The organism is Vibrio sp. 2092, from assembly GCF_033339635.1.
In the GTDB taxonomy this organism is placed as follows: Bacteria; Pseudomonadota; Gammaproteobacteria; order Enterobacterales; family Vibrionaceae; genus Vibrio; species Vibrio alginolyticus.
Window position 1 is genome coordinate 64,161 of record NZ_JAWOUY010000020.1, and the last position, 20,619, is coordinate 84,779.

Sequence of the window (20,619 nt, forward strand, 5' to 3'; positions counted from 1 at the left end):
TAAAGGTATTTTCCCACCCGTTAGTTCAAATCATCACCACTCAAATGATCTAAAACTTTCAACATCTTTAGTTTGAATGTTTTTCATTCATGAACGTATTTTGTTTCCTTTAGAAGAAGTGAATACTTATTTACATGCATTTTGGTATATACCAGTCGGGATTGGTTGATGTAAATTACTTACAAATACCCTTTATAGGGGAATAAATAGGGTTGTTTTAGGCGCTAGGTTGCCTAATTAAAGGAGTAATCAAATTGAAATAAGTAAAATAAAAGTGACCAGCTTCATGTTTGCATGCATAGAAAACAAACAGTTTCATGGTCTTTCGGATTGGAGTGTCAGAGGAAAGGACAAAAAAAATCGACCCAATAAGGTCGATTAAGGCAAACAAAGGAACGAAATAAAGAAAAATTAAACAGCTTCAACCCACCATTGCCATAGGGGTCATTGCAAAGAGGTGGTTTGCACAAGCCATGCGATCATGCATTACTTTAATCGGCTGCCCAAATTGAAGCGCCTTATTGCCATCAAGAACAAAGGCTTCTTGGTTAACATAAGCACATAAGCTCGATGTTTCGCCTGGTTCTAGAACGATGAACATACCATCAGAATATTGATTTGTGAGAAAGACCATGTCCCCTTCTTGAGGTTCATAATCAGAGGACTGTGCATCGAAGAACCAGCTCTTAGGCTGTACAGGTTTATGAAAACGCTTTGCAGCAACACAATACAGTGTTAATTCAGCTTGGCGATATTCACTGATATCGAGACAGCGAATGCGCTCATTAAACGTTTGAAATGCGCTGGCGTCATCAACGGTAAATTCACTGTTTGAGAAGGCACAGTTAACCAACAATTTTCGGGATAGATTGGTTTGGAAAATCATTTCCTCCCCCAGATCCAGCATTAAGCAAGCTTTTTGCTCGTCAAAATACCAATTCCATTTGTCGCTGGGTTTAAGCATTATTCCGTTCTCTCTTGACTAGTTAAATCAGTGGTAAAGAGGTAAGACGCTTAATTACCTACTCGTGATTTTTAAATTCTACAAACGAACGGATAAAAAAAAAGAGGAAACAAAGTCCTCTTTTTTATGTAACAGGTACTGATTTTTCAGTAGTTTTTGATGTATGTGTTAAAGATTCTTAACAATATCACGTACGAGACCTGGGCCGTGGTAAATAAAGCCAGTGTAGACTTGAACAAGTTTAGCGCCTGCCATGATCTTTTCTTTGGCTGCAACATAGGAATCTACACCACCAACACCGATAATTGGAAGTTTGTCTCCAAGCTCTTCATGAAGCTTACGTACGACCTCCGTAGAGCGTGATTGCACAGGGCGACCACTCAAGCCACCTGCCTCATTGGCGTGTCTCATCCCTTCTACGATCGTGCGATCCAAAGTTGTGTTAGTCGCGATCACACCATCTATATTGTTTTTCAATAAAGAATCGCAGATTTGGCAGATTTCATCGTCACTTAAATCTGGCGCAATCTTTAATGCTAACGGGACATACTTGTTGTACTTCTCTGATAACTCCGCTTGTTTCGCTTTTAATTCGGAAAGCAGTTCATCAAGCGCTTCACCATATTGAAGTGAACGAAGACCTGGAGTGTTTGGCGATGAGATGTTTACTGCAATATAGCCAGCATACTCATACACTTTTTCCATACAAATCAGGTAGTCCTCTGCCCCTTTCTCAATTGGCGTATCTTTATTTTTACCGATATTAATTCCGAGAACACAATTGAATTTTGCTCGTTTAACATTCTCGATCAAATTATCAACGCCTAGGTTATTAAAGCCCATGCGGTTGATGATCCCTTCTGCTTCCACTAAACGGAATAAGCGTGGTTTATCATTACCTGGTTGTGGTCGTGGCGTTACAGTGCCGACTTCGACAAAGCCAAAGCCCATGGCATCAAATGCTTCAATACATTCGCCGTTTTTATCTAAACCAGCCGCAAGACCAACAGGGTTACGGAATGTTAGACCCATACACTCAACTGGACGAGTTGGTAACTGTTGGCGGTAAAAGAGATCAAGTGGTGTGCCGTTAAAGCGTTGGAAGTTCTTGATTGCAAGATCATGTGCCTTCTCGGCATCGAGTTGGAAAAAGCCAGTTCTGGCTAGACGGTAAAGCATTGTGCCTCCGAAAGAAAAAAGCCCCGTATAAACGGGACAATATTATTTACCGTTTTTCATCGTAATTCAATGAAAATGAACGTAATAAGTAAAAACCTATATCTTTATAAGATTTTCAAATATAAAACAAACAATTACAATCAAGTTTCTGCGATAAAAATCGTAACTAACCGCTTAAAAGCAATCGATTTCACTCTGTTTTAATTTCAACTCAATGTGACAATGTAACTATTTTCGTTCCAAATGTGAATAATAGATAATAAAAAGCCCCGTTAAATAACGAGGCTTTTACTTATGACTTGATTATTCCACTACTCTTTCGATGAGCAGTTGAGGTTTAAAAGTACTAGCTCTCGAAGTGCTACAGAGAACTTAGCAAATTCGTGTACTGAGCCAACTTTGAACTCGTTTAAGATACTCTCCCAGCGGTGCAACGATTGCTCGTTAGTTTCAATCCAATCTTCTAACGCAGCCATCACGTCAAGCTCTTCGGTTGAGCAGCCACAAGTCAGTACCTGAGCGGTAAGTTGACGTTGTTGCCAGTCCAGATCTTCACGGAATGCCGCTCTAGCAAGTGCTTGCCAGTTGTTATCAACGGCTTGGCTATTAATTTGCTTCAAGAACCAATGCAACGATAAACGGTCACCCAAGTTAAAGTAGAGTTTCGATGCTTGCTCAACCGTTTTACCTGTTTCACTTGCTACTGATGAAATATCCAGTGCAGATTGTAAGCTTGATAAGCGGGCAACTTGGTGAGCGAGTTTCTCTTCAACCCCTTTCTCTATCCAACCTTGAGCCAAGTCATTGTGTTCTTCAACTTCAGACTCAACTAACATAGTGTCTAGGGTTTCAGTGATAACATTGACATCTTGCTTGTAGATAGCAATCAACTCACCGACCGTGCATTTGCCGCTACGGTTACGAAGCAACCAGCGTGCAATTCGACGCAGTGCTCGGCGCACGTAAAACATAATTTCGTATTGAGCTTGCGCTGTCGCAACGTTATCAAGTTTGCGAGTTTGCATGAGGATTGCTTCTAAATCAAAGATTTCTCTAGCCGCACTGTAAGCGTTGGCAATATCGACAACACTTGCACCAGTTTCTTCTTGCAAACGAGTAACGAAGTTACAGCCCATTTCATTAACCATCTGGTTAGCCAATGCTGTAGCGATAATTTCAGCTCGCAGTGGGTGATTAACCATTTGATCTTTATAGTTACGTCGTAACGCACTTGGGAAATATTCAACAAGTTGTTTTGCATGGAATTCATCATTTGCGATTTCATCCGTAACAAGTTGCTGTTTAAGTACCATTTTACCGTAGGCAACTAACACTGATAGCTCAGGGCGAGTCAGACCTAGTCCCTGTTTTTCACGCTCGATTAGCGTTTCATCATCAGGAATGTATTCGAGAGCACGGTCCAAGTACCCTGCTTTCTCCATAGTGTGGATGAATCGAATTTGCTCCTTAACAATGCCAACACCTTGCTGTTCAGTAACAGAGATCGACTCCGACTGACGGTAAGCATCATCCAAGACAATTTCACCCACTTCGTCTTCCATAGACTCTAGAATTTGGTTACGTTGCTTAACCGTAAGATCGCCATTTGAAACCAGTCCATTGAGGAAGATCTTGATGTTGACTTCATTATCCGAACAGTCAACGCCACCTACGTTATCAACGAAGTCCGTGTTCACTCGACCGCCAGTTAGTGCGTATTCGATACGACCAAGCTGAGTCATACCCAAGTTACCACCTTCGCCAACCACTTTGGCTCTTAAGTCACGGCCGTCAATGCGCAGCATGTCGTTAGCACGGTCACCAACATCTGTATGAGTTTCTGTCGATGATTTAACGTAAGTGCCGATACCACCGTTCCAAAGAAGATCGACTTTCATTTTCAAGATCATCTTTATCAGATCGTTAGGCGCTAAAGATGCTTTCTTCGTACCTAACATTTTCTGAATTTCTGGCGTCAACTGGATCGATTTTGATCGACGAGAGAAGATGCCACCACCTTGAGAGATCAAGTCTTTGTTGTAATCTTCCCAGCTTGATCTTGGCAAATTAAACAAGCGGTTACGCTCTTCCCAGCTGCTGGCTGAATCTGGATTTGGATCAATAAAGATGTGCATGTGGTTAAACGCAGCTTGCAATCGAATATGCTTCGATAACAGCATACCGTTACCGAACACGTCACCTGCCATATCACCTACACCGATTGCAGTAAAATCAGTGGTCTGACAGTTGATGCCCATTTCACGGAAGTGACGTTTAACAGATTCCCAACCACCTTTTGCGGTGATTCCCATTGCTTTGTGATCGTAACCGTTTGAACCACCTGAAGCGAATGCGTCACCTAGCCAGAAGTTGTATTCTGCAGAAACAGAGTTTGCCAAATCTGAGAAGGTTGCTGTGCCTTTATCGGCAGCCACTACTAAATATGGGTCATCTTCATCGTGACGAACAACGTTTTGTGGTGGTACCACCTCTCCTTCAATGATGTTATCTGACACATCTAGCAGTGCACGGATAAAGCGTTTGTAACAACGCTGACCTTCCGCAAAAATTTCATCACGAGTGGTGAGAGATGGCTGGCGTTTACAAACGAAGCCGCCTTTTGCACCCACTGGTACAATTACAGTGTTCTTAACCTGTTGCGCTTTTACTAAGCCAAGAATCTCCGTACGGAAGTCTTCTTGACGATCTGACCAACGCAAACCACCACGAGCCACTTTTCCACCACGAAGGTGAACACCTTCAATATCTGGTGCGTAAACAAAGATCTCGAATGCAGGTACAGGCTGCGGAATCTCAGGAATATCGCTTGGCTTCATTTTCAAAGATAACCAAGGCTTAGGCTGCTTATTCTCGTCTACTTGGTAGTAGTTGGTACGAAGCGTCGCCATGATCATTTCAATATAACGACGAATAATACGATCATCATCCAAGCTCTCTACACGATCCAACTGCTCTGTTAGCTTTTTAATTAGATCGTTTTGGCCTTTCTCGCTGCCTTTGTGTTTCGGATCAAATCGCTTGGTGAACAGCTTGACTAGACCTGTCGCTAAGTCTGGGTAGTGGCTTAGCGTGTCTTCGATGTACTGCTGACTGAATGGGAAGCCTACTTGGCGCATGTATCGTGCGTAAGCACGAAGAATGGAAATCTCACGGCCAGATAACGACGCACCTAATAACAATCGGTTGAAACCATCACTTTCAAGATTACCCGCCCAAATGGCAGCAAATGCTTGTTGGAAACGATCACGAGCTTCACGAAGGTCAACGGTTTTCTCGCTCTTATGCAGCATAGAGAAGTCAAGGATCCAGAAAGTCTGCCCGTTGTTTTTCTCGATCTCATATGGCGATTCGCCAATCACACGCAAACCAAGGTTTTCCAACATCGGCATTACGTCAGAAAGGTGAATTGGTTCATCGCGATGATATAACTTTAAGCGGACAGCTTTGGAATCTGCTCCCTCTTCTTGAGGTCGGTAGAACAACATACCAAGTTTATTATCATCACTTAACGCTTCTAAGCGCTCGATATCTGCAACCGCAGAACCTGGCATCATGTCCTCTTTGTATGAGCGAGGGAACGCACTCATATATTCTTTTGAAAGAGGAAGGCCTTTACTTTCACCAAAGTTAGCAATGATGGATTCTTTTAGTCTGTCATCCCAAGAGGTAGAAACTTCCATTAGATTTTGCTCGATCTTTTTCACGTCTACGTCAATGTTGTTATTGTCTACACGAACAATGTAATGTGTTCTCGCTAGTGGGCTTTCTGAGAAGTACGTTGTAAATTCAACCTCTTGCTCGCAACCAAAGTACTGCTTAAGAATGCGTTGAGTTTGACGACGCAATTCTGTGTTGTAACGATCTTTAGTGACATAAACCATGCAACTGAAGAAACGACCAAATGGGTCTTTACGAACAAACAAACGCAGCAAGTCACGATCTTGCATTTGTACAACACCCATTCCCACCTCAAGCAGCTCTTCTTCATTAGCTTGAAGCAACTCGTCGCGTGGGTAGTTTTCTAAGATATTGTGCAATGCTTTGTATGAGTATGATCCGTGACGGTATCCACTTGCTTCAAGGATACGGTCAACTTTTTCACGGATCAAAGGAATACTTTGTACCGCTTGGTTGTAAACGGCGGAGGTATATAAACCAGTAAAGCGATGCTCACCTATTACTTTACCGTTTTCATCAAACTTCTTAATACCGATGTAATCAGTATAAGCTGGACGGTGGATACGAGATGCTTTGTTACCTTTGGTGATGATCAGAGCGTATGGTTTTTTCGCTTCTAATCGCGCTGAATCTGATAATTCAGAGAGCTTGACGCTACGCACGCGCTTGTCATCAGCAAACAGACCTAGTCCTTTTTCTTTAGCAGGAACAAGTTCGGTATCACCATTGACCTCTTTTAAGTCATAATCTTTATAACCCATAAAGGTAAAGTTATGATCTTCTAGCCAACGAAGAAATGCGATCGTTTCATCCATACGATCAGTTTGGATAGAAACACGATCTTTATTTTTCTCAAGTTCATCAGTAACAAACTTAAGCTTATCAACCATCTGCTTCCAGTCATCAACGACTAAGCGAGTATCAGATAGAATTCTTAACAGCTCTTCTTTAAGCGCTTGCATCTCGTCTTTACTAGTGAGGCGGTCTACCTCTATGTGGAAAAGTGATTGAAGAACACCACCCTCACCGTTTACGTCTGTAACTTGGCCTTTTTTATCACGCTGAATCTGTGTTGGGTTATTCAACATTAGGTGACAAACAAGATCCAAACGTGCTAAAGCCATTTTGACTGAGTCCACTAAGAATGGACTATCTGGAACAACAATTTCTACGATTGTGTGTGTGGATTGCCAGCCTTGACGACTTACGGTCGGGTTAAATACTCGAACCGAAATCTCTTCTGGTTTTTTTTCATTGATATGGTGCCAAAGGCTAACGACAGCACCATAAAGGTCGGATTCGTTTCGCTGAATTAGATCATCATCAGCAATGTTACTGAATAAGTGTTGAGCAAGTTTAGTTACAAGCGTTTGGTGAGAAAGCTCGAGTTTGTCTTGAATCAGTTGGTAAACCTTTTCAAGCAGAACCGGCACTACATTTTCACGCGCGGTCATATTCACACTCCACATTAGAATTGTTGTTTTGTAGGGGGACTTAGTAGCTAGGTTGTTACCTTAGAAACTAAGCATAGGTAATGCATGTGCCCATTGTAAAAGCATAATTACAAATGTTTAACAACTAATCGTAGTGGTAAGAGGTGAAATGTCCGATTCTGTGACTAAGATTCCTATTTAACTCTCTGCAAATACAATACATCACAGAGTTTCTAACTTAAGAAACTTATTATTTTGGTCAGTTGTTAGTCTAAACTGGCCTCTAACGCCCAATTGACTGAGAAATGGTCTAAATCTCGCGGCGGGTAACTGCAAACGCAAACCGTTGTGTGTGACAACTTGAACAACACTTGCCGCACCAGAATAATGAGATAAAAACGTTTGATATGAAATGTTGAGATTGAAGTAGTAATAGTTCATGAAGTGAAAACTAAGTGACATAAACAAATAAGGTGGTCTAAATGACCACCCTATTGTTTTGTTTACTATTCGTCTAGTGCTTTAGTCACTTTTTCGAATAGATCTTTAGCAAGATTATCCATTGCTTTGAGCTTTTCAAGTTCTGCACGAATCATTGCTTGGCGAGCTTCATCGTATTTACGGAACTTAAGCAAAGGATCAATCATTCGAGAAGCTACTTGTGGGTTCGAATCATTTAGTTGGCGAAGAATTTCACCGGCAAACTGGTAACCTACACCGGATTTATCATGGAAACGTACAGGGTTCGCACTTAAGAACGAGCCAATTAAGCTGCGCGTACGGTTAGGATTTTTCAAACTAAATGCTTCGTGGTTCATGGTTGCTTTTACTTTTTCAAGAGCATCCTCTGCAGGATTGCTACCTTGCAGTGCAAACCACTTATCCATAACCAAACCATCGTGCTTCCATTTATCGCTGTAATCTGCCATAAGTGCTTCACGACACTCGAGCTGAGCGTTATTTGCAGCACTCATCGCAGCAATCGTATCTGTCATGTTATTTGCAGATGCGTACTGCGCGTTGACTAAATCATTACCTTTTTCCGTATGTGCTAGGTACTGAAGGCAACGGTTACGTAAAGCACGCTTGCCAATAGCAGCATGGTCGATCGTATACTCTGCTTGCTTAAGCGTGTGATAAGTCGCACTTAGCTCATCTTCTAACTCTTTAGAAAGTGACACTGTAATGATGTTTAGTACTTTGTCTACGGAATCGATATCAATTTGTTGGTACCAACCAGTAATCTCATTGATTGAAGGCATAGAGAAAACTTGAGCAATGAAAGCTGGCTCAAGCGTTTCATCCAACAGCACACCGCGGAAAGCATCTATCACACCTTCAGAAAGCGATACTTCTTGTCCCGCTTGAACGTTTTTCACATTCTGACGAATATATTTAGCCAATAGCATTTGGCTAGCGTCCCATCGAGCAAAATCGTTCGTTGCGTGCTTCATCAAGAAGACTAACTCGTCATCGCTGTAATCGTATTCTAATTTGACTGGTGCCGAGAATTCACGCAACAAAGATGGCACTGGCTGTTCTTCGACATTTTCAAATACGAACGTTTGCTTATCTTGTTTAATATCCAGCACGTTATGAACAAATTCACCGTTACTCATCAGTGGGATAACTTGACCTTTCGAATCATACAACTCGATATCGAACGGGATATGCAGCGCTTGTTTTTCTGCTTGGTCTTGCGTCGGCTCCGTAAATTGCTCTACCGTTAGTGCGTAAGTTTTTGCATCAGCGTTGTATTCGCTATTTACGCGTAGCGTTGGTGTACCCGATTGGCTGTACCACAAACGGAACTGTTTTAAATCAACACCGGTGGCATCTTCCATTGCAGAAACAAAGTCTTCACACGTCGCGGCGGTACCATCGTGACGTTCAAAATAAAGTTTCATTCCTTTTTGGAAGCCCTCTTCGCCAAGGAGTGTATGGTACATGCGAATAACTTCGCTGCCCTTTTCATACACCGTTAGCGTGTAGAAGTTATTCATCTCAATGACTTTGTCAGGACGAATCGGGTGAGACATTGGGCTTGCATCTTCCGCAAATTGAGGACCACGAATAATACGTACGTTATCAATACGGTTATCAGCACGAGAGCCTAAGTCAGAGGAGAATTCTTGGTCACGGAATACGGTTAAGCCCTCTTTTAGACTTAGTTGGAACCAATCACGACAAGTGACACGGTTGCCAGTCCAGTTGTGGAAGTACTCATGACCTATCACAGCTTCGATGCCTAAATAATCACGATCTGTCGCAGTTTGATCGTTCGCCAGAACATATTTTGAGTTAAAAATGTTCAAGCCTTTGTTTTCCATTGCACCCATGTTGAAGAAATCAACAGCAACGATCATGTAAATATCCAGATCGTATTCCAGGCCAAAGCGTTCCTCATCCCACTTCATCGAGTTGATCAGCGATGTCATCGCATGACCTGCACGATCTAAGTTACCTTTATCAACAAAGATTTCTAAATCAACACTGCGACCTGACATCGTTGTATATTTGTCACGCAATACATCAAAGTCGCCTGCAACAAGGGCGAACAAGTAAGCTGGTTTTGGATGCGGATCCTGCCATTGAACCCAGTGACGACCGTTCTCTGCATCGCCTTCTGCAATTCGGTTACCATTGCTCAGCAAATATGGGTAAGCCGCTTTATCTGCGATCACTTTTGTTGTGTATTTTGCTAGAACATCCGGACGGTCTAGATAGTACGTGATACGGCGAAAGCCCTCAGCCTCACACTGAGTACAAAATGCGCCGCCTGATTTGTACAAACCTTCGAGTGCTGTATTCGCTTCAGGATCAATTTTGGTGACGATTTCAAGTTCAAACTCGGATGGAAGATCGGTCAGTACCAGCGATGACTCCTTCACCTCGTGATGAGCCCAATCCTCACCATTTACTTTTACAGCGCGTAGCTCAAGCCCTTCGCCATCGAGTTCTAGCGTTGTTGTATCGCCTTTTTGAGCAACTTTTGATACCGCCGTAACGATTGTGTCATTGTCATATAGATCAAAAGTAAGATCGATATCAGTAATCGCATGAGATGGCTCTTTATAATCTTTACGATATTTGGCCTGGGGAGCTTGAGACATGAGCATAAATCCTTGTATGTCGAACAACAAAAATACCAGACTGCATGATCAAAAATGCAGTTCTGGTATCACTATATAAGCTATTTGTAGGGGTTGTGGTATCAGAATACAAGTCTTTCTATCAAAAAACGGAGCTTTTAGTGCTCTAGCTCCGTTTTTTGATTAACATTTAAACAACATTAATGACTTACCGTACGCACGCGTAATTTGGCGCATGTTAAAGGCATCATGGCGTAACTCTATTGAGTACGGCGTACATATCACCATTGGAATCTTCGATCGTTAGCTCATTCTTGTTGAGCTTATACGTGGTTCCATGCTCGCCATTTTCATACAACAGAACCAAAAACTCATCTTCTGTGTAAAACACACCTTGTTTGATGGACTCATCCCCTTCTTCGTTCGAAACCCTAAACATGAACACGAAATCAGGTTGAAGTATCAAATCCATCTGATTAATGTTGTTGGCCACTAGACCGTCGCCAGATACGTGAGAGCTAGACCAAATACCTGCAAGTGAATTGGATAATCCCTTAGTGAATGTTACACCATTAAGATCAAGCGTATTATGGTTGTTGCGATAGGCATAAATTTGAGGCTCGTCGGTGTTTAAACCAAGAACGATGGTGTCTTCATTTGCGTTATACAGCCCTTCCCAATGGTCAACGGAATAGTCTTTCTTTTGAATATCAATAGAAAAGCTGTAGTCAGAACCTAATGAGAGTTTGATCGCACGAAAGTTTTCAGCTGACTCTTCGGGGTTTGGGTTCATTAAATACCAGTCTCCGATGAGAAACGGCGTGTCAAAGTGACTTAATTCATCTTCTCTGGTGTTTTCTCCACCAAACACACTAAAGCAGCAAAAGCTAAGTAAAATAAAGAACCACTTCATATCGGCATCCTTATTGTTTTCTTTTAGCTTAGCCAGTAGTCCTCACTTTCGCGAAATTTTAGATGTAGATCACGTAAATTATTGGGGGAAAATAAGCGAATATCTTGCTCGATATCGAGACAGCGGAAGACAAAAAGGCATAAAAAAAGAGTGAATCTGAAAGACTCACTCTTTTTATTCTAAATTGCCAGTTATTATGACTGATTTTCCTGCTTAAGTAGATCGACCATAATCGCGACAGACTCATCTAAATAAACATCAGGAGCCTCGTAGTCTTTTGGTATATCATCCAATGTTTTGAATGCTTTTTTACCCAAAGCAGCTTGACGTTCATTTATGCGTTGTAATCGAAGTGCTTCCGCTTTATCCGATTCAGCTTTACGAACTTTTTCGTTCAAAGACAAAGTATTATCGTCTTTTTCTTTACGATATTTCTCGATGTCTTCATTGATAAAGCGGAACTCCATCTCATCAGAAATACGCTTGTTATGAAGAGCAGTAAGTTTTTCAACTAAGGCGTCGTTACTTGGAAACGTTTGATATTGTGCTTTATCAATCTGATCCCAAGGTAAAGCATTGTCTTCAACACTTTCACCTGTTTCAGAAGCCTCGATTGGCGTTGGGTACGAAATATCTGGTGCAACACCACGATTTTGCGTACTTCCACCGTCAATACGATAAAACTTCTGAATCGTGTACTGAACATAACCTAGCTCTTTATCGAAAAGATCGTAAATATGATTCAGTGAACGATGTTGCTGAACTGTACCTTTACCGAAAGAGTTTTCACCTAAGATGATTGCACGATTATAATCTTGCATTGCCGCTGCAAAAATTTCAGATGCTGAAGCACTGTAGCGGTTAATCAATACCGTCAATGGGCCATCATAACTCACTTTTCCATCGGTATCGGCATTCACCTTGATGCGGCCATAGCTGTCACGAACTTGAACTACAGGACCTTCTTTAATGAATAAACCTGTCAATGCCGTCGCTTCTGTTAGCGCACCACCACCATTGTTACGTAGATCAACGATTACGCCGTCAACGTTTTTGGTTTTCAACTCAGCTAGTAATTTATCGGTGTCTTTCGATAAGCCGACGTAGAAACTTGGTACTTCTAAAATACCAATCTTCTTACCGTCTTTTTCGATGATTTCTGACTTAACCGCACGATCTTCTAAGCGAACTTTGTCACGAACAATTGTGACAATGTAACTCTTCGCATCGTTACCTTCTGGCAAGATCTGTAGATTAACCTTTGTGCCTTTCGGGCCTTTGATTAACTGAACAACATCATCCAGACGCCAACCGATCACGTCGACAATTTCTTCACCGTCTTGTCCAACACCAGTGATTCGGTCCCCTTCACCAAGTTGCTTACTCTTCGAAGCCGGACCGCCAACAACAAGTGAACGAATTACTGTGTAATCGTCTGTCATTTGCAAAACGGCACCGATGCCTTCTAGAGAAAGGTTCATTTCCGATTGGAATTGCTCGGCATTACGTGGAGAAAGGTAGCTTGTATGAGGGTCAACCTGTCGCGCGAAGGCATTCATATACAACTGAAATGCGTCTTCATTGTTGGTCTGTGTGATGCGCTTCATCGCGTTGTTATAACGCTTCTCTAAAACTTCTTTAATCTCTGGCCACTCTTTGCCAGTCAGTTTCAGATTTAACGCGTCATATTTCACACGCTTGCGCCACAACTCGTTGAGCTCTGCTTCGTCTTTTGGCCATGCGGCCTCAGAGCGGTCTAACTCTATCTCGTCATCGGTATCAAACTTGATCTCTTCATCGAGTAGAGTTAACGCATAAGCAAAACGATCGAAACGCTTCTGCATTGAGAGGTTGTAAACATCAAAAGCAATTTGGTTGTTGCCCGATTTAAGCTGATCATCAAGCTCGACTGACCAGTTTTTAAATGAGTCGATGTCTGCTTGAGTGAAAATATTTCTATTGTAATCAAGCAACTCTACATAGCGTTCAAAGATCGCTTTAGAGAAATCATCATTGAGGCTGAAGTGCTTATAATGAGAGCGGGTAAATCGCGAGGTGACTCGTTTGCTAGCTGTTTCATGCTGAACTTCAGGAGAAAGAACCGGCAGGTCATCTTTATGTAGTTTGGCTTCAAGAGCCTGAGCTGATGCTGCTAGCCATAAGCTAGCAGCAATCAGGGTCACTTTTGAACGGCAATTCATGCGTAGGAGTATCTCCTTTATGCGCGCAAGTGCTCCGCTTTCACAACCATTTGTAGGCCGTTAGCAAGTTGAACACGTACATCATCCTTATTGATTTCAACAATGGTCGCTGCCATGTTTCCTTTGCCCATGTTCACGTTAACTGCGTTACCTACTGTGATTTCATCAGCATTTAGAGCGCGCGTTTCTACAGGCTTAGTTGGTTTTTGTACTTTTGGTTTATTAGTACGACGAGGCTGTTGAGGCTTTTTAGCCGCAGGTTTCGCTTTCGCCTTACCCTCTTCACGAGCTTTTTGTGCTTGTTCTTTACGACGAGCCTGAACTTTCGCCTTGCTTTCTGCAAGTGTCGCTTTCGCGTGTTCAACGTGCTCTTCTTCTAGCTCACCACAAGGGTTGCCATCTAGGTCTACACGTACTGCACCTGGTTTTACACCGTGTAGGTAACGCCATGATGAAGTGTACTGTCTTAACGCTGCACGAAGCTGTGTTTTGCTTACTTTTTCGTCTTCATTTAGACGTTCCGCAAGATCTTGAAAAATACCAATTTTCAGAGGTTTTGCTTCACCTTCTAAAGTAAAGCACTTAGGGAAACATTCAGCAATATATGCAATAACTTCTTTGCTGTTTTTTAACTTTTCAGTCATGAGGGGTCCTGATTTGAGCGGATTTCCGCGAGCATTAAGAAAAAATATTCTCGTATTATAGTGACATGCCAAGGAAAAACCACACTCGAAGGCTAATTTATGCGTCGTTCGCGTGTGAATTAAGCAGCTTTTCTACTTCAACCATGAAATGAGTGAGACCTTCTTCGTCTGTTTCATTAAATCGGCCAATACTTGGACTATCAATATCAAGTACACCAACCACCTTTCCATTAATAGAAAATGGAATCACAATTTCTGAATTGCTCGCTGCATCGCACGCAATATGCCCCTCAAATTCGTGAACGTCGTATACTCTTTGTATAGTATTAGTTTGTGCAGCAGTACCGCAGACGCCTCGACCCATTGGGATACGAACACAAGCTGGTTTTCCTTGGAACGGACCAAGAACAAGCTCTTCACCTTTTGTTAGGTAAAAGCCTGCCCAGTTAAGATCGTCAAGTTCCATGAAAAGCAATGAGCTCAAGTTTGCTAGGTTCGCAATAAAGTCTGGTTCAGACTCAATTAGAGCAACAGCTTGTTTGGTTAGTCTTTGGTATTGTTCTAAGTTCATATTAACTTCCTACTTACTATAAAAGCTTCCATTCTCAATGTATGGCGCTAAAATGCAGCCCTACTTTATAATAGGACTTATTCTCAATTACAATGCTTCTGAAAAATGACACTATTAGCCGTTCTTGGTTGATAACACAAGTAAAAAAGCACAAGTCCAAGCTGATCATAGCGAACTTGATAGCGGTGCTTGCAACCTTGATTAGTGTTCCAATTCCCCTCCTCATGCCTTTGATGGTTGATGAGGTCTTATTGGACCAACCTGCAAAAGGCTTAGACGCCATGAATGCCATTCTCCCTGAAGCGTGGCACACTCCGACAGGCTATATTTTCTTCACCCTGTTCTTGGTTGTTCTTATGCGAGCTGCGAGCCAAGGATTAAATATCCTTCAAAGCCGACAATTTACGCTTGTTTCAAAAACCATCACGTTTGAGATGCGCAGTAAAATGATCGACAAACTCGGCCGTATCAGCATCCGACAATACGAAACCAAAGGTAGCGGAGGAATCAACGCACACCTTATCACTGACATTGAGACCATTGATAAATTTATTGGTTCTACGTTAGCAAAATTCGTTATCAGTTTTCTGACTGTTATTGGTACTGCTATCGTTCTACTTTGGCTCGATTGGCGACTTGGTCTGTTTATCCTGTTAGTTAACCCTATTGTCATTTACTTCTCACGTAAACTAGGCAGTATGGTTAAACATCTGAAACGGAAGGAAAATCATTCTTTTGAAATTTTCCAAAACCGTTTGGTTGAAACATTAGATGGAATCTACCAACTACGCGCAGCCAATAAAGAGCGAGAATTCCTCCAACAACTCAAAGACAGTGCGAACCAAGTTCGCGTTGATGCAGACAAGTATGCTTGGCAATCTGAAGCGGCTGGTCGCGTTTCTTTTCTTCTCTTTTTGATCGGCTTTGAATTATTCAGAGCTGTCGCAATGTTAATGGTCATGTTCAGTGACCTTACTATTGGCCAAATATTTGCCGTTTTTGGTTACCTATGGTTCATGCTTTCTCCTGTTCAAGAGTTGCTTGGGATTCAGTTTTCTTGGTACAGCGCTAAAGCCGCATTAAAACGCATCAACGACTTATTAGAGTTAGAAGAAGAGCAGAGACCGGTTCCTAAGGTAAATCCTTTCAAAGAAGGTAGAGAAGTTGACGTTAAAGTAGAAAACATTAATTTCTCTTACAATAATGAAAACAAAGTCCTAGATAATCTTTCTTTACATATGCCGGCAGGAAAGAAAGTGGCGTTAGTTGGCGCAAGCGGCGGTGGTAAGTCAACCTTGATACAATTACTTATTGGGGTTTACCGTCAAAACTCCGGTAGCATTCGCTTTAATGATGAATTAACAGAAGATATTGGTTTTGAAGTAATTCGCGACAAAATTGCCGTGGTATTACAGCAACCTATACTATTTAACGACACCTTGAGGCATAATCTAACGCTTGGTGGGGATTTTGACGAAATGTCACTTTGGCGTGCGCTTGAAGTGGCTCAGCTGCAAGATGTTATTTCTCAACTGAACCACGGCTTGGATACTCAAGTTGGTCGTAATGGCATTCGTTTGTCAGGAGGTCAACGACAACGGCTTGCCATTGCTAGAATGGTGCTGAGTAATCCTCAATTTGTTATTTTAGACGAAGCCACGTCTGCGTTAGATACCGCTACTGAAGCGGCTTTACACAAAGCACTGACCGAGTTCTTACGTGGTAGAACAACATTAATCGTTGCGCATCGACTATCCGCTGTTAAACAAGCCGATTTGATCTACGTGCTTGAAGATGGGAAAGTGACGCAAACAGGCACTCATGGTGAGTTAGTTGAGCAAGAAGGCTTATATCAAACCTTATATGGGGGCATACAGTCCCACGCTTAAATCGTTCAAGCTAGAGAGGTCGTTATGACCTCTCTGTCTAAGCACGCCATGCAACCCAATAACGTACGTTTGTGCCAAGGTTGTGAATTGCCTGTCGACATCGTCGACTTACCCCATGGCAAAAATGCACACTGCCCTCGTTGTGGTACACAATTATATCGCGGAGGTAGCCCTAGCCTCTCTGGTAATCTAGCCGTCGCGATAACCTGTATCCTACTATTTATTCCATCGCACTTTTTTAACTTTATTAGCATCCGACTCTTTGGTGTGATGATTCCGGCAACCCTACCTTCAGGGATGATCACATTGATGGAAGAAGGATTTGTTCTTCTTTCATTGCTCATTCTATTTTGTAGCTCTCTTGCGCCACTGACGGTTTGTGTTTCAGTGGTAACGGCGCATATTTCTTTACATCAACGATGGTTCCGTGGGCTTCGTATCTCACTGTGGCTAATTCAACATTTGAAGCATTGGGTTATGTTAGATGTGTTCTTAGTTAGCATCGCCATTTCCTGTTTTAAACTCCAAGATTATTCCGACATTTTCGTCGGTCCAGGGTTAATTGGTCTGGTTCTTTTGCAGATATTTACCGTTTTGTTAGTTTCAAGAATCAGCGTGCGTCGTTATTGGGAAGCTTGGAAACCAGAAAGTTTATATGCTTTTGAGCATAAAGATGTGCATTGCCATGAATGCCACTTGTCCCAACCTGAAGGTGACCATTGCCAGCGTTGTCATCACGAGTTATATCATCGCAAGCCAAACTCCATTCAGAAAACATGGGCTTACCTCATCGCAGCAACGGTCGCCATCTTCCCTGCTAACCTGATCCCTATTTCCATCTTGCTTACCAATGGTAAGCGTTTGGAGGACACTATTTTTTCAGGCGTGGCTGGTTTGGTAAAAAGCGGCATGTATGGAATCGCTGCGATCATTTTTGTTGCCAGTATCGTTGTCCCGGTTATTAAAATACTTGGGCTCGCCTACATCATGCTTTGCATCCAATTCAAACGTTCGGTGTTTAAGAGACAACGAATGATGGTTTACTTTGTTGTTAAATGGATCGGTAAATGGTCTGTGATGGATTTGTTTGTTATTTCTATCATGATGACGTTAGTCGATCGTGGTCAGATACTGGATTTCACACCAGGATATGGCGCGGTAGCATTTGGTGTTGTCGTTGTATTGACCATGCTTGCAGCAGAAAGTATTGATCCAAGGCTAATCTGGGACCAAACAAGCCCAAAACAATCAGAAAAAGAGTCAATGAATGAGTGATCAGAACAGTTCTCAAACGTCATACGTACCAGATGTAAAGCGGAGTAAAGGCATATCTCCTCTTTGGCTGTTGCCAATTTTGACCATGGTCTTAGCTGGCTGGCTTGTGGTGAAGTCGATACACGATGCAGGACAACGAGTGCAAATCTATTTTTCTGATGCCGCTGGTCTGGTCGCCGGCCGAACCACTATCCGTTACCAAGGATTAGAAGTCGGCATGGTAAGAGACATTAACCTCACCGAAGATCTCGGCAGTATTTATGTCGATGCTGATATCTATCCTGAAGCTGCAAAGTTACTGAACGATAAAACACGCTTTTGGTTAGTAAAACCAACAGCTAGCCTAACGGGAGTTTCCGGACTGGATGCGCTCGTCTCAGGTAACTACATCTCGATTCAACCCGGAGATGGTCAAGAGTTTGAGACAACATTCCATGCGTTAGACTCTGCCCCAACAGATTTACGCGTTTCTCAAGGTTTGAATATTAAGCTCAAAAGCCGTGATTTAGGTGGTGTATCGGTTGGCTCTCAAATTGTTTATAGGAAAATCCCAATCGGTGAAGTGTACAGTTACCAGCTAGATGAAGATGCAAAATCTATCACTATTCAAGCCAACATTCAGGATCAATACCGACATATCATTAACAACCGCAGTCGATTCTGGAACGTCAGTGGAATTGGTGCCAGCATCGGTTTTGAAGGTGTCGATGTAAGACTAGAAAGCATGAGTGCCTTACTAGGTGGCGCCATCGCCGTCGACTCTCCGGATGATGGTGAGCCTGTAGAAGAGAACACCGAGTTCCGTTTGTATAAAGATTTGAAAACTGCTGGTCGAGGCATCGCGGTTAAAATCGTCCTACCTGATGACAGCAAGATCAGCGGAGAAGGCGCTCCAATTATGTATCGCGGAATCGAAATTGGCCAAGTTACGGACTTGAGCCTTTCCGAAGGCCGAGAAGTGATATTGGCGTCAGCGGCAATTCAACCCGCTTTTAGTGACATGCTGACGACAGGTACTCGATTTGTCTTAGAAGAAGCAAAAGTGTCCCTTTCTGGTGTTGAAAACATTGCTAATTTAGTACGAGGAAACTTCTTAACGATCGTGCCGGGCGCGGGTGAACGCTCTCGCCGCTTTACTGCCATTCGTAAAAACGTGTTTAACCAACAGCAAGAAAAGTCCATCGCGATTCGGTTGGTATCCGACAATTCGTTTGGCCTAGATAGCGGTGCCAATGTACTTTATAAAGGCATCGTTGTTGGTTCAATCATCAAAGTGGGCCTAGTCAAGGAAGATAAAAAATCACAACACGAAGTATTTATGGATGTATTGATTGACCATGAATACAAGCATCTGATCAAATCAAACAATCGTTTTTATGTAACCGGCAGTGCGTCAGCAGAGTTAACTGAATCGGGGCTCAGCGTTACCGTTCCTCCAGCAAAGCAGTTGTTAACCGGGTCAATTAGTTTTGTGAGCGAAGGCAAGCAGGATATTCAAAAAGAGTATCAACTGTTCCAAAATGAATCATTGGCTGAATTGGCGCAGTACAATCAAAGTGGCTCTAGGGCGCTAACACTATTTGCTTCTGAATTGCCGCCGATTTCCAAAGGCAGCCCTCTACTCTATCGTAATCTTCCAGTTGGTAACGTCTCCGATTTCCAACTAGTTGATGGCGGAGTACTAATTAAGGCTACTATCGAAAACCGCTTCGCTTATCTTGTAACGCCACAAACCGTTTTTTGGAATCGTTCAGGGATTGAGATAGATGCATCATTAGCTGGCGTCAGTGTGAAAGCACACCCTTTGAAATCGTTAATAGAAGGTGGCATCGCTTTTGACTCCGTGCCAGGCGTTGAAAACAAAATCGGAGAAAACTGGAAGCTGTATTCTGATCAAAAAACCGCTCGCAAGTTTGGGCGCGTCATTGCTTTAGAAACCGACGGTTCGCAAGAGATTGCTAAAGGAATGCCGATTGAATATCAAGGTGTTAAAGTTGGTGAAATCACTCTGGTTGTACCGAATTTTCGTCGTAACATGGTTGAAGTCACTGCAAGGATCCTACCTGAATACGTAGAAAACATTGCGGTTGAAGGCTCACATTTTTGGCTAACTGAACCAGAAATTGGTTTAGGTGGCGTTAAAAACCTCGGGGCGTTGGTTTCGAAATCCATCAGTGTTGAACCAGGTAAAGGTAAAGCTAAATTTGATTTTCAATTAGAAAATAGTTCAGAACGCGTGCATGGAATCATGTTTACGTTACAAAGTGAACAAAGAGGCTCAGTACAAGTCGGTACCCCTATTCTTTACCGCCAGATGGAAGTTGGCCAAGTGACCGACGTAAGCCTAGGAGAATTTGCTGATCGCATCGTCACGACTATCAAAATACAGCCTGAATATGCTTACCTCGTTCGTCAAAACAGTGTGTTCTGGAATGTTTCAGGAGTAGATGTTTCCATCGGGCTTACTGGCGCTAACATCAAAGCGGGAACCTTTGATAGTTTAGTTCGCGGAGGAATTGCGTTTTCAACGCCAGAGCAATCGACTATTCCACCAGCGGCAAAGAGTGGGCAATCTTTCTTTTTGTATCCACAAGCTGAAGAAGGTTGGACTCAATGGCGTACAGCGATTCCTAAGCCGTAGAATAAAGCTCAATTCACGTACAATTGAAGTTTGATCACTTTAAAAGAGCAGCAATCGCTGCTCTTTTTTAATGCTCGGCCCTTGTCACTATTCGTTTCTGCTTCGCTTTCGTATATTA

General features: G+C 42.5%; 12 protein-coding genes. 3 read left to right on the top strand and 9 right to left on the bottom strand.

Going from position 1 to position 20,619, the window contains the following annotated elements:
- Positions 1–421: 421 nt before the first annotated feature.
- The 9 genes from R7P80_RS24510 to R7P80_RS24550 all read right to left on the bottom strand — a co-directional run bounded on the left by R7P80_RS24510 (position 422) and on the right by R7P80_RS24550 (position 14,696).
- Positions 422–964 carry a cell division protein ZapC gene (locus tag R7P80_RS24510; RefSeq protein ID WP_005377444.1) on the bottom strand — a complete coding sequence of 181 codons (543 nt, stop codon included), beginning with the start codon at positions 962–964 and terminating at the stop codon, positions 422–424.
- A gap of 168 nt (positions 965–1,132) precedes the next feature.
- Positions 1,133–2,143 carry a quinone-dependent dihydroorotate dehydrogenase gene (gene pyrD / locus R7P80_RS24515; protein ID WP_005377443.1) on the bottom strand — a complete coding sequence of 337 codons (1,011 nt, stop codon included), beginning with the start codon at positions 2,141–2,143 and terminating at the stop codon, positions 1,133–1,135.
- 311 nt (positions 2,144–2,454) lie between these two features.
- On the bottom strand, positions 2,455–7,296 hold the full coding sequence (locus R7P80_RS24520; RefSeq protein ID WP_149192348.1) for an NAD-glutamate dehydrogenase: 4,842 nt from the start codon (positions 7,294–7,296) through the stop codon (positions 2,455–2,457).
- A 201-nt stretch (positions 7,297–7,497) separates the two neighbouring features.
- Positions 7,498–7,716: a DUF2835 domain-containing protein gene (locus R7P80_RS24525; RefSeq protein WP_005377440.1), complete on the bottom strand. Its 219-nt coding sequence runs from the start codon at positions 7,714–7,716 to the stop codon at positions 7,498–7,500.
- Between the two features lie 65 nt (positions 7,717–7,781).
- Positions 7,782–10,388 carry an aminopeptidase N gene (gene pepN, locus R7P80_RS24530; protein WP_225492017.1) on the bottom strand — a complete coding sequence of 869 codons (2,607 nt, stop codon included), beginning with the start codon at positions 10,386–10,388 and terminating at the stop codon, positions 7,782–7,784.
- 226 nt (positions 10,389–10,614) lie between these two features.
- Positions 10,615–11,280 (bottom strand): hypothetical protein, encoded by a 666-nt coding sequence (locus tag R7P80_RS24535; RefSeq protein WP_005377438.1) that lies wholly within the window; start codon positions 11,278–11,280, stop codon positions 10,615–10,617.
- A 194-nt stretch (positions 11,281–11,474) separates the two neighbouring features.
- Positions 11,475–13,481: a carboxy terminal-processing peptidase gene (gene prc / locus R7P80_RS24540; protein ID WP_033905323.1), complete on the bottom strand. Its 2,007-nt coding sequence runs from the start codon at positions 13,479–13,481 to the stop codon at positions 11,475–11,477.
- Positions 13,482–13,498: 17 nt separating this feature from the next.
- On the bottom strand, positions 13,499–14,125 hold the full coding sequence (gene proQ / locus R7P80_RS24545) for an RNA chaperone ProQ (protein WP_005377435.1): 627 nt from the start codon (positions 14,123–14,125) through the stop codon (positions 13,499–13,501).
- Positions 14,126–14,222: 97 nt separating this feature from the next.
- The gene (locus R7P80_RS24550) at positions 14,223–14,696 is read right to left on the bottom strand and encodes a GAF domain-containing protein (protein ID WP_005377433.1); all 474 of its coding nucleotides are present in this window, start codon (positions 14,694–14,696) and stop codon (positions 14,223–14,225) included.
- Between the two features lie 92 nt (positions 14,697–14,788).
- On the opposite strand from R7P80_RS24550, the gene R7P80_RS24555 reads away from it, so the two are divergent.
- From R7P80_RS24555 to R7P80_RS24565, 3 genes are read left to right on the top strand one after another with little or no spacing between them, the layout of a single operon-like run.
- Entirely contained in the window at positions 14,789–16,585 is a 1,797-nt protein-coding gene (locus R7P80_RS24555; protein WP_021033889.1) for an ABC transporter ATP-binding protein, read from the top strand.
- A gap of 24 nt (positions 16,586–16,609) precedes the next feature.
- Complete coding sequence (locus R7P80_RS24560; RefSeq protein ID WP_005377429.1) at positions 16,610–17,860, top strand: paraquat-inducible protein A; 1,251 nt, start codon at positions 16,610–16,612, stop codon at positions 17,858–17,860.
- Positions 17,853–20,501: an MlaD family protein gene (locus R7P80_RS24565; protein ID WP_130544963.1), complete on the top strand. Its 2,649-nt coding sequence runs from the start codon at positions 17,853–17,855 to the stop codon at positions 20,499–20,501. The genes R7P80_RS24560 and R7P80_RS24565 overlap by 8 nt, the downstream gene beginning before the upstream one ends.
- The last annotated feature ends 118 nt before the right edge of the window (positions 20,502–20,619 follow it).

Bases quoted from the DNA above. Each gene is read 5' to 3' on its own strand.
- R7P80_RS24525 (WP_005377440.1), bottom strand. From the start codon at position 7,716: ATGAACTATTACTACTTCAATCTCAACATTTCATATCAAACGTTTTTA.
- R7P80_RS24535 (WP_005377438.1), bottom strand. From the start codon at position 11,280: ATGAAGTGGTTCTTTATTTTACTTAGCTTTTGCTGCTTTAGTGTGTTT.
- proQ (WP_005377435.1), bottom strand. From the start codon at position 14,125: ATGACTGAAAAGTTAAAAAACAGCAAAGAAGTTATTGCATATATTGCT.
- R7P80_RS24520 (WP_149192348.1), bottom strand. From the start codon at position 7,296: ATGACCGCGCGTGAAAATGTAGTGCCGGTTCTGCTTGAAAAGGTTTAC.
- prc (WP_033905323.1), bottom strand. From the start codon at position 13,481: ATGAATTGCCGTTCAAAAGTGACCCTGATTGCTGCTAGCTTATGGCTA.
- R7P80_RS24565 (WP_130544963.1), top strand. From the start codon at position 17,853: ATGAGTGATCAGAACAGTTCTCAAACGTCATACGTACCAGATGTAAAG.
- pyrD (WP_005377443.1), bottom strand. From the start codon at position 2,143: ATGCTTTACCGTCTAGCCAGAACTGGCTTTTTCCAACTCGATGCCGAG.
- R7P80_RS24555 (WP_021033889.1), top strand. From the start codon at position 14,789: ATGCTTCTGAAAAATGACACTATTAGCCGTTCTTGGTTGATAACACAA.
- pepN (WP_225492017.1), bottom strand. From the start codon at position 10,388: ATGTCTCAAGCTCCCCAGGCCAAATATCGTAAAGATTATAAAGAGCCA.
- R7P80_RS24510 (WP_005377444.1), bottom strand. From the start codon at position 964: ATGCTTAAACCCAGCGACAAATGGAATTGGTATTTTGACGAGCAAAAA.
- R7P80_RS24560 (WP_005377429.1), top strand. From the start codon at position 16,610: ATGACCTCTCTGTCTAAGCACGCCATGCAACCCAATAACGTACGTTTG.
- R7P80_RS24550 (WP_005377433.1), bottom strand. From the start codon at position 14,696: ATGAACTTAGAACAATACCAAAGACTAACCAAACAAGCTGTTGCTCTA.